Source organism: Snuella lapsa, assembly GCF_039539345.1.
GTDB classification, from domain to species: Bacteria; Bacteroidota; Bacteroidia; order Flavobacteriales; family Flavobacteriaceae; genus Snuella; species Snuella lapsa.
In genome coordinates, this window is record NZ_BAABCY010000070.1 from 1 (window position 1) to 14199 (window position 14199).

General features: G+C 33.8%; 9 protein-coding genes. 4 read left to right on the forward strand and 5 right to left on the reverse strand.

Annotated elements, in window-relative coordinates; all coding sequences use genetic code 11:
• The first annotated feature begins 103 nt into the window (after window positions 1-103).
• The 3 genes from ABD792_RS13135 (at window position 104) to ABD792_RS13145 (ending at window position 1343) form a co-directional block, all read left to right on the forward strand.
• A complete protein-coding gene (locus ABD792_RS13135) occupies window positions 104-331 on the forward strand; it encodes a hypothetical protein (RefSeq protein ID WP_345006693.1) in 228 nt (75 codons plus the stop codon).
• A 63-nt stretch (window positions 332-394) separates the two neighbouring features.
• Window positions 395-694 (forward strand): hypothetical protein, encoded by a 300-nt coding sequence (locus ABD792_RS13140; protein ID WP_425568166.1) that lies wholly within the window; start codon window positions 395-397, stop codon window positions 692-694.
• 496 nt (window positions 695-1190) lie between these two features.
• On the forward strand, window positions 1191-1343 hold the full coding sequence (locus tag ABD792_RS13145; RefSeq protein ID WP_345006694.1) for an SsrA-binding protein: 153 nt from the start codon (window positions 1191-1193) through the stop codon (window positions 1341-1343).
• Between the two features lie 754 nt (window positions 1344-2097).
• On the opposite strand, the gene ABD792_RS13150 is transcribed toward ABD792_RS13145, so the two are convergent.
• The 5 genes from ABD792_RS13150 to ABD792_RS13170 all read right to left on the reverse strand — a co-directional run bounded on the left by ABD792_RS13150 (window position 2098) and on the right by ABD792_RS13170 (window position 13390).
• Window positions 2098-3633, reverse strand: a complete 1536-nt coding sequence (locus ABD792_RS13150) for a sulfatase (protein ID WP_345006695.1) — start codon at window positions 3631-3633, stop codon at window positions 2098-2100.
• A gap of 19 nt (window positions 3634-3652) precedes the next feature.
• A complete protein-coding gene (locus ABD792_RS13155) occupies window positions 3653-7009 on the reverse strand; it encodes a VCBS repeat-containing protein (protein ID WP_345006696.1) in 3357 nt (1118 codons plus the stop codon).
• A gap of 168 nt (window positions 7010-7177) precedes the next feature.
• The gene (locus tag ABD792_RS13160; RefSeq protein WP_345006697.1) at window positions 7178-8650 is read right to left on the reverse strand and encodes a RagB/SusD family nutrient uptake outer membrane protein; all 1473 of its coding nucleotides are present in this window, start codon (window positions 8648-8650) and stop codon (window positions 7178-7180) included.
• Window positions 8651-8662: 12 nt separating this feature from the next.
• The gene (locus ABD792_RS13165) at window positions 8663-11998 is read right to left on the reverse strand and encodes a SusC/RagA family TonB-linked outer membrane protein (RefSeq protein ID WP_345006699.1); all 3336 of its coding nucleotides are present in this window, start codon (window positions 11996-11998) and stop codon (window positions 8663-8665) included.
• A gap of 225 nt (window positions 11999-12223) precedes the next feature.
• Window positions 12224-13390, reverse strand: a complete 1167-nt coding sequence (locus tag ABD792_RS13170) for a FecR family protein (protein ID WP_345006700.1) — start codon at window positions 13388-13390, stop codon at window positions 12224-12226.
• Window positions 13391-13502: 112 nt separating this feature from the next.
• Here ABD792_RS13170 and ABD792_RS13175 point away from each other — a divergent pair, with 112 nt between their 5' ends.
• Window positions 13503-14120 (forward strand): RNA polymerase sigma factor, encoded by a 618-nt coding sequence (locus tag ABD792_RS13175; protein WP_345006702.1) that lies wholly within the window; start codon window positions 13503-13505, stop codon window positions 14118-14120.
• The last annotated feature ends 79 nt before the right edge of the window (window positions 14121-14199 follow it).

Consider the following 14199-nt stretch of genomic DNA (forward strand, 5'->3'; position numbering starts at 1 on the left):
ATGTTTCTAAGATATTTGTTTTGTAACAAACAGTCTTAAATTTTATGTCCGAATAAAGGTAACAACTCCAATTTTAGATGGTAAAGAAATTACGGAAAAAGATATGGGCTATATCGATCCGGACAATATATATTCTATTGATGTTTTAAAAAACAATGCCATTTCGTCCTTATATGGTGATAAAGCAAAAAATGGTGTTATTGCTATCACATCCAAAAACATCTGGAAAACTGAATTTATCATTGACCACCCTTTTGAATCGACTAAAAGTCAGAACTTATATAGCATCTATGGAACGGTAAGATCCCTTAACGGAACCGGGTTAGCATGAACCAACATTACCGTTAAAGGAACCACAAGAGGAGCATCCTCCGACTACGACGGCAATTACTCAATAAAAGTAGCCAAAGGAGAAACACTTATTTTTTCGTATAAAGGAATGATTACACAGGAAGCTACTGTTAAAAGTAAAGACAACATAAATATTATACTGATGGAATCGTCATTCAATATAGGTGATTTGCAAAAAGCCCTCATAATAATTGATGGTAAAGAAGTACATGATAAAACAATTGACGATCTGGATATTGACAAAATTGAATCTATTAGTATTTTAAAGAATGAGGAAGACATTAAAAAATACGGAAAAAAAGGTAAAAACGGAGTTATTATAATTACGAGCAAAAAGAACTAAAATTACTCCTTAAAAATTTTAAAAATGGCACCTTGTAGAAGGAGCCATTTTTTTTGTTTGAATATGAACAAAAGATGAAATTCCCTCAATAGGTCATTTTTTAAGTAAAATTCCCCTTGAAAATAAAATGCATTCAAAAAACACCCCTACAAATATTTAAAATTGAAACTATTAAAACATTATTTAGTAACAAATAACAACTTATACGTAGACAAAAAATAAAAAATAATAATTTAAATCATCTTTTTAGTTACAAATACGTATTCAAAATCATAGATTTTTAACAGATCCCTTGGAAGACATATTAGTAAATATATATCTTCAAAAAACATTGATATAGTTAAACTATTTACTAACCTTTAAAATCTAAAAACTATGATAACACTTGCCATGCTTATAATCGATATTATCTTTTCGATTATATAAACTTAAATACGTAAAACTTAGTTCTAGAATAAGTTTTACTATTTTTACCTCTTAAGTAAGGGTATAAATTATGAAAAAGCAAGTCTTCAAATTTTTAGCAAGGGTTAATAAACTAATTTTACCTAGCTATTCCAAACAGCGATTGGATCTATCAAAAGCTACAAAACTGCAAATGGCCATTATTGGGTGGCGCTGGTTTGTTACCAAAAATGCTTTGGATTGATATTTATCAATTAATCTATGACAATACAACAGATTTGGTTCTTTCATTGCGAATAGGCCTCTTTGTTTTGTCCCTATATAAAACAGACTAAAACAAAAAAAAAACACTGATAATCATACAATTAACAGTATTTTTATTTTACCTATAATTAGGTTCGTCGGGATAACAGGCAGATAACCTAATTCCATAAACATCTAAATATCAATTATTTATTAATTTTAAAAACAAACTGTTATCCGATTTGTTGACGATTCTATAAATGAACTTAAAGTAAAATACTTTACGCCCTGATAGTCTAAATATTAAAGATTATTTAGTAACATAGCAATACAAACAACTATAAACTTTATTGTTACAAAAAAGATATTCCTTTTTAGGGAATAAAACTATAAGAGAATTTGAATTAGACATGTATAACCTTAAACTAGCAGTTTAGTCATTCAACTAATTGTTCTGTTTTTTGTTGCAAGTCCAAACCTAAATAAAGAATTTCTTTAAACGAACTATCCTCGAGGCAGAGCCATAGAGGTAGTTCGCTCGTTTCATTTTGACCTTTTAGGTCAAAAACCGAAATTCTATATTTAGATTCCCATTTCCATGGGAATGACAATGTCAGTGGAAACCCCGACACAAAGCGTCGAGGAATTCTTTTCGATTAAAATTTAATCCGCTAAAAGTATTAGATTCTATTTAAATCCAAAAAAAATTATTTTCATTCCCATTAACACATAACAATTTCGTGGTTTTAGTAACACTAAGGCTTCATAAGTTCCAATGACAATCCCTCTTTTTCTGGATAGAGTGCCTTTTTACTTTTCATTTCATTAGCCAACACTTCCATCATGAACTTTAACTGCTTTGGATTTTTATCGGACAAATTATTGGATTCAAATGGATCTTCTTTTAAGTTATAAAGCTCATAAGTCGGGAGATCATCTATTTGATAATGATATATAATCTTCCAATCTGATTTAACTAGACTCGTAAAATAACTGGAACGATGACTATGAGGAAAATGATTAAGAAATAGTTCATCACGTTCATGGTTTTTGTTTCCACTTAATTGATCTTGTAATGAGAATCCATCCAAAACATATGCCTCATTGTTATTCACATTAGCGATACTGCATAATGTTGGAAAAATATCGAAGATCGTTCCCAATTGTTCCTGAATTGCATTTTGTTTAATTATTGTTTCTTTTTGACAAGGAACATCTTTGTTTGGTGTGATCCATGATGCTATAAAGGGAACTCTCATACCACCTTCCCAGTGGTTTCCTTTTTTACCTCTAATTGGTGAAGAACTACTGTAACCATCTTTAATAGGTAAAGGTGCATCCGAACCATTATCTCCTAGAAACAAAAGTAAGGTATTCTCTCCCAGACCAAGCTCTTTGACATGTTGAATGATATCTCCTAATGATTTATCTATCCCCTCAATTAAAGTTGCATAGGTCTGCGCCTTTTGTGATTTCCCAGAGTCTTTGTAGTGATGACTAAAGCGAGGATCAGACTGAAAAGGAGTATGGACAGCATAGTGTGCCATGTTAAGAAAAAAGGGCTTCCCATCTTCCTTGGCCTCAGATATAGCTAACTTAGCTTCCAATGTTAAGGCTTCTGTAAGGAATATGTCTTTGCCATGGTACTTCTCTAAACCACCAACGGCTCTTGACTTATTACCCGAAATATGTCCAAATCCATCAATACCAAAGTAACTACCGGGTTGTCCTATGGAACTACCGGCAATGTTAATATCGAAACCTAAATTAAGTGGATCTTCTCCTTCACTGTTAAAGGGTCCAAAATGAGCTTTACCTATATGAATCGTTCTATATCCGTGCTGCTGCAATACTCTGGGAAGTGTGAGCGACGTCTTAGTTAGTCCTTTCCAGTTCCAATCTTTTGGACCAAATTCTGTTCTATTGTTTTCTTCAGACCTAATCCAATTGGTAACTCTATGACGGGCAGAGTTTTGGCCTGTTAGAATTGAAGCACGTGTTGGAGAGCAAACTGAATGAGCATAAAAATTTGTAAATCGGATGCCTTGCTTTGCCAACATTTCCATATTGGGCGTTCGATAGAAATCATTCAACGAATGTTTCTCTGGATTACCGTTCGAATCTATTAAAAATGGAACTGATGTATCCATAAGACCCATATCGTCTATTAGAAAAACGATAATGTTTGGAGGCGTACTGTCCTCTGATTGTTCAGTGCATGATGTCACACCGAGTAATGACAGAACTATTAAAACTATAAAATTGGTACGCAATTTATCTTTTTGTTTCATGATTTTCTTTATGTTTTAATTACAAACGATTTCTATTATGGTCAAAAGCATAAAATTTCAATGGCCTATTATTTCTCACAAAAACCAACTTATCATTTCCGTTGGCACCTTTTAGCATGTTCACTTGCTTTACTTCGCCATCAACCAATAAACCACTTTGAAATGCTGGTAATGCTTTAAAAGTAGGGCTTCCTCCTTTGAGGTACATTCCGTAGCCGGCATCATTCCTGGGAGTTTCTACTTCTGATCCATATAAATTTCCGGCTACTATAATATCTAAGTATCCATCTTTATCAAAATCGAAATTTAAGATGCTATTAATTGATGACACTTGGGATTTCTTGTCTAACGGTACTCCCCTCATTTTTTGTTTATCCCCTGTATTTTCAAAATACATACTCGAAAAATTTGAAGCTTTATAATTTAAAGCATTATTCAAATTATCCGGGCCATAGACTTGTACCAAAGTAGCCTTCCCGAAGGCATCATATGACTTGAATTTATCCTTAATAAAAGGCATTTCATTAGACGAGCACTGCCTACCCCTTAAAGGATACAAATCTCCCCCGTTATAATATCCAAGAACTATATCTAAATCACCAGAATCATCAAAATCTTTAGTATAGACGTCAAAAGTTTCTTCTTTAGAAGCTTTGTATTTATAATTCAACCCTAGATTACCACATACCAAGTCCACATCACCATCATTATCGAAATCAGCTGCCGAAACACTGTTCCACCAGCCTACTTCTTCATTCAAACCGTAAATATCTGATTGATCAGAAAAGTATCCCTCTTCGTTAATAAAAACTTTTATAGGCATCCATTCTCCAACTATAACCAGATCTTTTAATTGATCATCGTTTATATAGGCCCAAACAGCATCTGTAACCATTCCCAAACGCTTAAGATCGGGCAATACTTCTTTTGAGACATCAACAAAACTTATGCTTTTACCTTCTGTTCTGTTCTCCAATAAATAACTGTCTGCCGGATATGGATATTTTTTTGGTATTTGACGTCCTCCAACAAACAAATCTTTATCTCCATCATTATCATAATCGTACGCCCGGACACATGATCCACTTGTAAAAAACTCTGGAAGAGCCAGAGGCCTTTTCACAAATGTTCCATTATCATTTTCATAAAATCTATCTTGGTAATACTTTGAATTTTCTTCACGCTCATTTCCTCCGCTAACTACATATAAATCCAAATCTCCATCATTATCGGCATCAAATAATGTCGCTCCAACATCTTCAAAAGTCCTGTCATTATAAAAATCTGAGTTATGTGTGGCTTCTTTAAAAGAACCATCATTCTTTTGAATGAATATTTTCCCTGAGTAGCCAAGAGCACCGCCTATATAAAAATCATCTAGACCATCTGCATTTAAGTCGCCAACCGCAAAAGCAGGTCCTTGTTCAGACATTTTATGTGGCAGCAGACTTTCCTTTTCAAAATCATTATAACTGTTTTCCTCATGTTTATATTGAATCAAATCAGTAGATATTACATTAAATAGTTTGCTTTTATCAACTGATTTTAGATTATTAACAACCTGTGCATCATTATAATCTATTTTAAGTACTTGGTTGGCTTTTATATTTTCCAACACCTGTTCTTTCCCATCATTCCAAACTACTCTAAGCTCCTCAACTATATCAGCTTTATCCAATCCAAAATGCAAATAATTCCCAACCGAAGATTGAAAACCTCTTGTATTATAGTGCTCCTTCATTTGCTGATTGCTACCACTTTTTACATATACTTTTGCTCCAATCCCCATTGTATTGCCATTAGGACCATTTAGCTTTAATTTTAAATAATTCCTATCATCTTTTTCGGATTGATTGTTTTTATAGATATGAGCAAAATCATCCATGTTATTAACAACAATATCTACATCACCGTCATTATCAAAATCGGCATAGGCTGCGCCATTGGAGGCGGTAAGTAAACTGTCTACTTTTTCAATACCTCCTACTTTAGAGAACGTAAGATCTCCCTGGTTCCTAAAAAAATAATTACTTTTCTTTCTTGTTGGCATCTTAGTCATTATGTGAGAGATATAAGCTTCTTTATTTATTGTCTTATTTTTTGAAAGCTCTTCTCTTACTTTTTTATGATACTTTACAAAATCATTATTTCTAAAATCCCTTTTTATGCCGTTAGAAATAAAAATGTCCTGCCAGCCATCATTATCCATATCAAAAAACAAAGGCGCCCAACTCCAATCTGTATTAGAAATGTTTGCCAGATGTGCAGTTTCAGAAAAAAAAGGAGTTTCGCTATCTAAACCAGTTCCATTGTTTGTTTGAAGTGTATTGAACATGTACTGATAGTGCAAACCTAAATCGACATGGTTATAAAATCGTTCTACATCCATACCACTCATACTGGTTTTTATACCGTAGTTATCTTCTGAAACCATATCCACACTCATAATATCCAACCAACCATCATTGTTGTAATCAGCGGCATCATTACCCATGGAGAAAAAGGAAATATGATTGGTAGCCTCTTTAATTTTTTCCGAAAAGGTACCATTACGATTGTTAAGATATAAATGGTCTTCTCCTGAAAAATCATGACTTACATATACATCCGGCCAATTATCGTTGTTAAAATCACCAATAGCCAATCCTAATCCATATCCCAATCGGTTATTTATAATACCTGTTTCTTCTGTAGCATCAATAAACTCACCTTTATCGTTCATATACAGACGCTCTCCACTAAGTTCTCCTTGTGCCTTAAGGTAATGTTCTAATTGAGCATCTCCATATATTTCTACGTCATGGTTAATTAGAAACATATCCAGATCACCATCTTTGTCAAAATCAAAAAAAGCAGCTTGTGTTGAAAACTCTTCTATATCGAGAAGGTATTCTTTTGCCATTTCTTTAAAAACTGGCAAACCGTTTTTATCTATTCCCTGGTTTACAAAAAGTTCGTTACGCCTTTTATTAGGGTCTTTAAATTGGCCTGAAGCACATACATAAATATCTAAAAGTCCGTCGGAATTAATATCCACTGTTGTAACTCCCGTTGGAAAAACAGCCTTTCCTTGTACCCTTGCGGTGTTAGTTATATCTTCAAACTTAAGATTACCTTTATTGATATAGAGTTTATTAGATTCTAAGTTGGACACAAAATAAATATCGGGAAGGTCATCATTATTAAAATCACCAACAGCAACACCTGCTCCATTATAATAGTACTCATAAAAGAGCCCATTCATATACAAGGTCTCTTTTAGATTATTTTTAAAAAAGATATTGGTTTGCTCTGGACTGCATAAGGAAAATAAAGGAGCATTTATATCTTGTTTGACTTCCTCTTTTTTTTCACAAGAGAAAAGTATAATTATCATTAAACATACACTATTAAAAAAATACCTTTTCAAATCCATTGAGTAGAATTTTCTCTATTAAGAATGGTTGATAACGGTCATCAGCCATTTCAAATAATTAGATGAAAGACCAGAAGCATTTTAGCCAATGGTCTTTCAAACTAAAAAAACTAATTTAAAAACTATAATTTAATACCCAGGATTCTGTTCAATACTTCCTTCTGATATCTCCACTTCTCTTGCGGGTACTGGCATTAAAACATGGTGTGATTGTATGTTTGCTCCAGGTTCAGCTAGCCAGGGTTCTTGTGCATTTCGAATAGTCTCAACAAAAACACCCCATCTCAATAAATCGAACTTCCTAATGCCTTCAAAACCTAATTCTGTGGCACGTTCTTTTCTTAATGCAGTTCTAAATTCACCCTGTGTTAAACCTGAAAGTGGTACCAAACCAGCACGCTCTCTTACTTTGTTTATGTACGGATAAGCATTTGTTGGCCCATTTAATTCATTCTCTGCTTCTGCCCTCATTAAAAGAACATCCGAATAACGAATCACGTAAGTATTCTGACTTCCATTGTTTGCTCTTGGTGAGTCACCATCGATATTTAAATATTTACCGGTGATTGGACCTGCTCCAGGTGTTCTTGGAGATTCTAATACGTTCCCATTTATCTCGGTTACATAGCTTATATCTCTTCTTTTATCACCTGGTTCAAACATAGCCAAGTAATCACTGGTAGGAAGCATATTTTCCCATCCTCCGCCTACGGCATTTACACCTCCTACTCCAGTATCTCTCGAACCTACCCAACTTTGTTTGAAGTCATTCCGCTCATCTTGCTGAAACTGAATATCAAATACATTTTCATTAACATTTCCGCCATCTAATCCCGGCATTAACACATACTCAGCACTTTGAGACCATAAAGCATTATAATCCGCTACTAATCCATACTGTCCAGAAGCAATAACCTCTTCTGCTCTGGTATTGGCTTCAGCCCACTCATTTTGTGTTAAATGCACACGTGCCAACATAGCTGTTGCAGCTCCTTTAGTAGCTCTACCTCCATCCGTACTTCCATAGCTTAAAGGTAACACGGCAATAGCATCTGTTAAATCTTGTTCTATTAAATTATAAACTTCTGCCACTGTGCTACGGGTAATCCCGACCAAATCATCAGGTTGCGCAACGGTTGTTAATATGGGAACGCCACCATAAACTCTTACCAGCTCGAAATAATAAAATGCTCTTAAAAATTTTGCCTCACCTATTAATCTCGCTTTCAAGTTTTCATCCATATTCACAGCCGGTACAAATTCTATCACACTATTGGCTAAAGCCACGCCTTGATAATTTCGTTGCCACATAACAGTGGCGTCTCCATTGTTAGCATTTAAATCAATAAACCACGATACGGGTCTTTTATTATGCTGACCTTGGAATGCTATGTCACTAGGTGTAAACCCGTAATAGAACGAAAGAATATGACTATGTAATCTGGTATAAGCAGCCGTAGTTGCTGCGATAGCATCAGATTCACTTTCAGGAAAACTACCAGGCACCAAAAAATCGATTGGTTCTTCTGTAATTATATCTTCGCATGATACCAGTGCTATACTGGTCATTAGAAATACTATATATAATTTAATTCTTTTCATCTTAATATTTTTTTAGAATGTTAAATTCAAACCAACTGTCCATGTTTTAGCTGAAGGATCTTGAGCTTGATCATACCCTCTTCTAACATTACTGTTCCCCCTATTAATTTCTGGATCATATCCACTGTAGTTATCAAACAGCAATAAATTCGTTCCTGAGATATACAACCTTGCCTTACTAAAGGGTAACTTGGAAAACTTTTCCACTGGAAAATTATAGCCCAAACTTATATTTCTAAGTCTTAAAAAAGAACCATCTTCCAAGACACCTGTTTCAGAAACTATCTCACTTCTAAAAATCCCTCTTACAGAAGGGACATTGGTATCTGTGTTTGTGGGAGTCCAACGGTTGGCAAATTTTTTAAATACGTTATTATCAAACGCAGTATTAATTCTGGAATCGGTTTCATTAAAAATATCGTTCCCTACTGTAAAGGCCCAGTACATAGAGAAGTCAAAGTTTTTATAACGAATAGTATTATTAAGACCTCCATAAAAATCAGGGTTCGGGTCTCCTATAATCCGTTGATCTAAATCATCAATAACACCATCTGGAACACCATCCGGCCCACTAATATCCTCAAAACGTTTTCCTCCAGGGAACACACCTCTTCCTTCCAATCCGGCTGCATCAATCTCCGCTTGGGTATTCCAGATTCCATCACGAACAAAACCATAGAAAGCACCAAGAGGTTGCCCCACTTCTATAACTGCCGAAGGTACATTTACAACACCTCCAATTCTATTAATAAGCACTTGGCCATCTTCATCGGGTATTGATAATACTTTATTTTTATTGGTAGAAATATTAAAAGTTGTTTCCCATGTAAAATCCTTAGTATCAATATTAACTGAATTAATAAGCAGTTCTATTCCCTGATTCTCTACAGTACCGAAATTTGTGGGTATCGATGAATTTGGCACACCCGCTAACCATAGAATATCTTGGGATGTAAACAGGTCACGGGTTTTCTTTTTATAATAATCTAAGGTCACTTGAAGTCTATTATTAAAGAACCCCATATCTACTCCAATATCTAATTGGTCTGTAGACTCAAACTTTAGTTGATCATTACCTAAACGGTTAAGTCCTATACCATTAGAAATATCACCACTATTACCAAATAGATAAGTAAATCCTGCACCCAAACGCGCTAAAGATGTTCCTCCGGCAGCAGGGTTACCCAATGTTCCAAAACTTGTTCTGAACTTTAAATCACTAAACACATTTAAATCTTCTATAAACTTTTCTTTAGAAGCTGTCCAAGCCAATGCTACTGAAGGGAAAAATCCATATTTCTCACTAGCAGCAAAAGCAGTTGCTCCATCCCTTCTACCGCTTAACGTTAGTCTATATTTGCTGTCAAAACTATAATTTAGCCTAAATAAAAAAGACTCAATGCCAGATTCGGAAGCATTGGACTCAGACCTAAATCTATCTGTTCCTGCATCAATATTATTAAATGTAAAAAAGTCTGTAGTAAACCCTCTTACGCCCACAAGACTACCCGAATTGAAAAAACGTTGTCTTGTATACCCTATGAGCGCATTTATATTGTGCTTTCCAATATCAGTAGTATAGTTAAGGGTCTGCTCAATTAACGTACTTAAGGATTCTGAATTACTAATCGTTGCTGTACCCCCAATGTTTTGCTGACCAAATAATGTTGATGGCGAATAATTTTCACTTTTTGAAAGCGATAAATCCGTCCCATAACTTAATTTATACTTTAAGTTTTCAATAGGCTCAAATTCAGCATAGACCGTTCCATAAATACGGGATCTTGTATTTTCATTAATGGTCTTACTAGGCCCCCCTATTGGGTTTTCTGCACTTAACTCACTGGTAACTGTTTGTATTGTAAATTCACCATTTTCATCTCGCACTGGAAGTGTTGGAAGGTACCCTCCAATATTTATGATATTGCTACTTCCCGGAAGCGTATTATTTCTGGTAATCACAATTGAATTTCCAATCTTTAATTTCTCTCCTAATTTAAAATCTCCATTCAATCGTATCTGATATCTTTTTAAATTACCTTCAAAATAAATACCATCTTGGTCAAAGTGGTTAGCTGATAAATAGTATTGTGCATTATCATTTCCACCGGAAATCGATAATGTATTACTAAAGGTAAGCGCATTATCCCTATAAACTTCTTCTTGCCAGTTTGTGCCTACTCCTAGTGATTCCGGGTTTGGATAAGCATCGGTATTCTGTACCTCATTTTGAAAGGCTCCATACTCTGCTGCATTCAAGAAAGGTATTAATCGATAAGGGGATGAAGTAGAAACAAAAGAATCATACTTTAATGTCATTTTTCCTTTTTTTCCTCTTTTTGTAGTAATTAAAACCACCCCTGCAGATGCCCTGGAACCATAAAGTGCTGTAGCTGATGCGTCTTTTAATATTTCAACAGATTCTATATCTTGAATGTTTAAATCTGAAGTGTTTCCGGTTCCTATAAGACCATCTATAACAAACAACGGATTACTGTTACCTGAAATGGAATTGGTTCCTCTAATACGTATTGAAGCGGCTGCACCTGGTTGAGAAGACGTTGGAACAACCTGAACGCCAGCTGCTCTTCCTCGTAAGGCATCATCTAATCTTACTGAAGGTGTCTCGGTAATATCTTCAGACTTTATTGAGGTTACTGAACCTGTTAAATCGGATTTTTTTACCGTACCATAGGCCACTACCACAACCTCTTCTAACTTTGCAGCATCTTCGCGCATAGTAACGGTGATATCTGTTTGATCACCGACGGCGACCTCTTGCGATTGAAATCCAATATACGATATTACTAAAACAGCATTATTATTACTTACACTTAAGGAAAACTTTCCATCAAAATCGGTTTGTGTCCCATTGGTAGTATCTTTTTCCAGAATACTTGCCCCAGGTAATGGTTGACCATTTTGATCTGTAATCGTCCCCGATATTTCAAGTTCCTGATCTTTTAACTCTTCTTTTATTGGCTTTTCTTGAACTAAAACTGTATTATTTTCTGTAACAAGTATTTTAAAATTTCCAGTAGATAAACTCTTTCTAAGCAGATCGTTTGTTTTAATCCTTCCTTTTTGTAAAAATACTTTAGGAAAATTGTCAAAGACACCTTCTTGATATATAAACTTATAATGTGTTTGATCCATTATAAGGTCAAAGACTTCATCAACAGTTAAGGTTATATCAGCACTTATCTTAATATTCGAGTTTTGAGATAGTACTCCTGTTGGGTTAAAGCTAAAAGCTGTCATGCAACATAAAAAAATAAAGGCTTTCATGACAATTGTAAATAGTTTTTTTCTAAAATAGAATAGAACATTCTTTAATTTAATTTCCATAAATTTGTCAAGTTATTAGTTAGTTAAACTTTTAATTAATTAATTAATTAATGATCAAAAAGGGAATTTTGAGTTTTGTACTTTCCACGGTTTAAACTCAGTTCCCTTTTGCTAATGTTTTTAGTTATTATTTCCTCATATGCTTCAAAATTTTTAATTATTATTAATTCATTTTATCTTATCTAGGTAAATTAAAGATCCTAGACCTCTTCAAGAGAATTAGCTTTATTTTAAAATGACGGTTTTGTCAACAATTTCATATTCTTTAAGCACACTTAACGTTTTAATCGTCATCAAAATTTCTTCAATATTTTGATCTTTTCCTAAAACCCCTTTAAATGTAATAGTTTCGAGTTGTTTATTTTCAAATATCACATCTATGTCATACCATCTTGAAATCACCTTCATAATATCTTTTAATGGTTTTCCTTTAAAACTAAAAATTCCATTTTTCCATGAAACAACATCTTCCACATCAACCACAGCAACATCAATACTCATAGTTTTAATATTTAAATTTGATTGTTCATTTGGAACTAAACTTTGCTTTGTATCTCCTACTTCTACATCTACTTTTCCTTCTACTAAAGTTGTATACACATTAAACTCATCTTTATAAGCTTTTACATTAAACTCTGTTCCATAAACTTCAATATCTTGGAAACTGTTATGTACTTTAAATTTAGTACCATTGTGTTCTGAACTAGGAGATACATCAAAATAAGCCTCTCCATATACCAACTCAACTTCACGTATTTCTCCGTCAATAAAACTTACCGGATATTTAAACTGGGATTCTGAATTTAACCAGACCTCTGTACCGTCTGACAACACAAGATTGAATTGACCTCCTCTCGGTATCGTCAAGTAGTTATATTTTACTTCTTTTGTTTTTCCGCCCTCCTTTTTATAGACAATTTGTTCGCCATTACTATTAGCATTTTGGTTCTGGAAAGACTTTCCATTACCTAAAGCAATTTGCGAACCGTCTTCTAACATGAGTATTGCATTGTCCGATCCCGGTTCTATACTTTTATTTGTATCAACTATTACTGGAGCCGTCTCATTTGGAGCATTAAATATGTTGTCCCTGAAAAAATACCCCAATCCAAAAATTATAATAGCTGCAGCTGCATATCTTATTATTTTACGAATCTTGAGCTTAAAAATAGTGCTTCTATCTTGCCTCTTTTTCTTCATTAAAGCAATCTTTACATTTTCACTATTAAACTCATTCAAATTCATATCTAATGCATAATTTATCTTCACAAAACGATCAAAACTTAAAACGTTATCTTTAGTCTTAAGCCAATCAGCTAATTTTTCTAATTCCTTTTCGTTAGCTCCATTCGTTAAGAATTTTACGACTATTTTTTCTATTTCATCGCTCATTTCTAATCTGCTTCTTTATACAAAAGACGTTTACCTATTCGAACACCCCACTCCTTACTTTATTTTTTTTTTATATTTACATAATACTACTTGATTCAAACCTATTGAACATTTGAAAACTCTTGATCTAAGCAATATTGATTTTTTAGAGAAATTAAAAAAAGGAAAACTAGAAGCCTACAACTATCTTGTAGATGAGTACCATCATGAACTTTGCGTATATGCTGGCAATCTTACTCGGGATATTTTCACTGCTGAGGACATTGTTCAAAATGTATTTTTAAAGCTATGGGAACAGCGGGAAAAATTAAATTCTAAATTCTCTATCAAAAGCTTTTTATACCGGTCTGTTTACCATGAATTTATTAATCAATACAGAAAAAAAGTTACTTTAACCGAAGTAGAAAAGGAATATAATAATAGATTAAATACTATTATAGAAGGTGAAAATACAGCTGAAATAACTAATTTAATCGCTATGGTAAAAGCCGAAATCCAACACTTACCCCCTAAATGTAAAGAAATGTTTTTATTAAGTAAACAAGAAGGATTAACAAATGTGGAAATTGCGCAATATTTAAAAGTTTCAACTAAGGCTGTTGAGCGTCAAATGACAAGAGCCTTCTCTATTATCCGAGAAAAAGTGGGTAAAAAAACGGATTCTATTTTGTTTTTGTTATTTGCAAACACATTAGAGTTAGAGTTAAACCAACAACGATTAGTTGAATGAATTGTTTTAAACAGTTCCCTTTTATTATGAATATGCTCCCAAATGGAAACAAAAAAACCAGTAAAAATGTATTTCACTG

Excerpts from the sequence above, each read along its gene's own strand:
- ABD792_RS13135 (WP_345006693.1), top strand. The coding sequence starts at position 104 with ATGGGCTATATCGATCCGGACAATATATATTCTATTGATGTTTTAAAA.
- ABD792_RS13165 (WP_345006699.1), bottom strand. The coding sequence starts at position 11,998 with ATGGAAATTAAATTAAAGAATGTTCTATTCTATTTTAGAAAAAAACTA.
- ABD792_RS13155 (WP_345006696.1), bottom strand. The coding sequence starts at position 7,009 with ATGATAATTATACTTTTCTCTTGTGAAAAAAAAGAGGAAGTCAAACAA.
- ABD792_RS13160 (WP_345006697.1), bottom strand. The coding sequence starts at position 8,650 with ATGAAAAGAATTAAATTATATATAGTATTTCTAATGACCAGTATAGCA.
- ABD792_RS13170 (WP_345006700.1), bottom strand. The coding sequence starts at position 13,390 with ATGAGCGATGAAATAGAAAAAATAGTCGTAAAATTCTTAACGAATGGA.
- ABD792_RS13150 (WP_345006695.1), bottom strand. The coding sequence starts at position 3,633 with ATGAAACAAAAAGATAAATTGCGTACCAATTTTATAGTTTTAATAGTT.
- ABD792_RS13145 (WP_345006694.1), top strand. The coding sequence starts at position 1,191 with ATGAAAAAGCAAGTCTTCAAATTTTTAGCAAGGGTTAATAAACTAATT.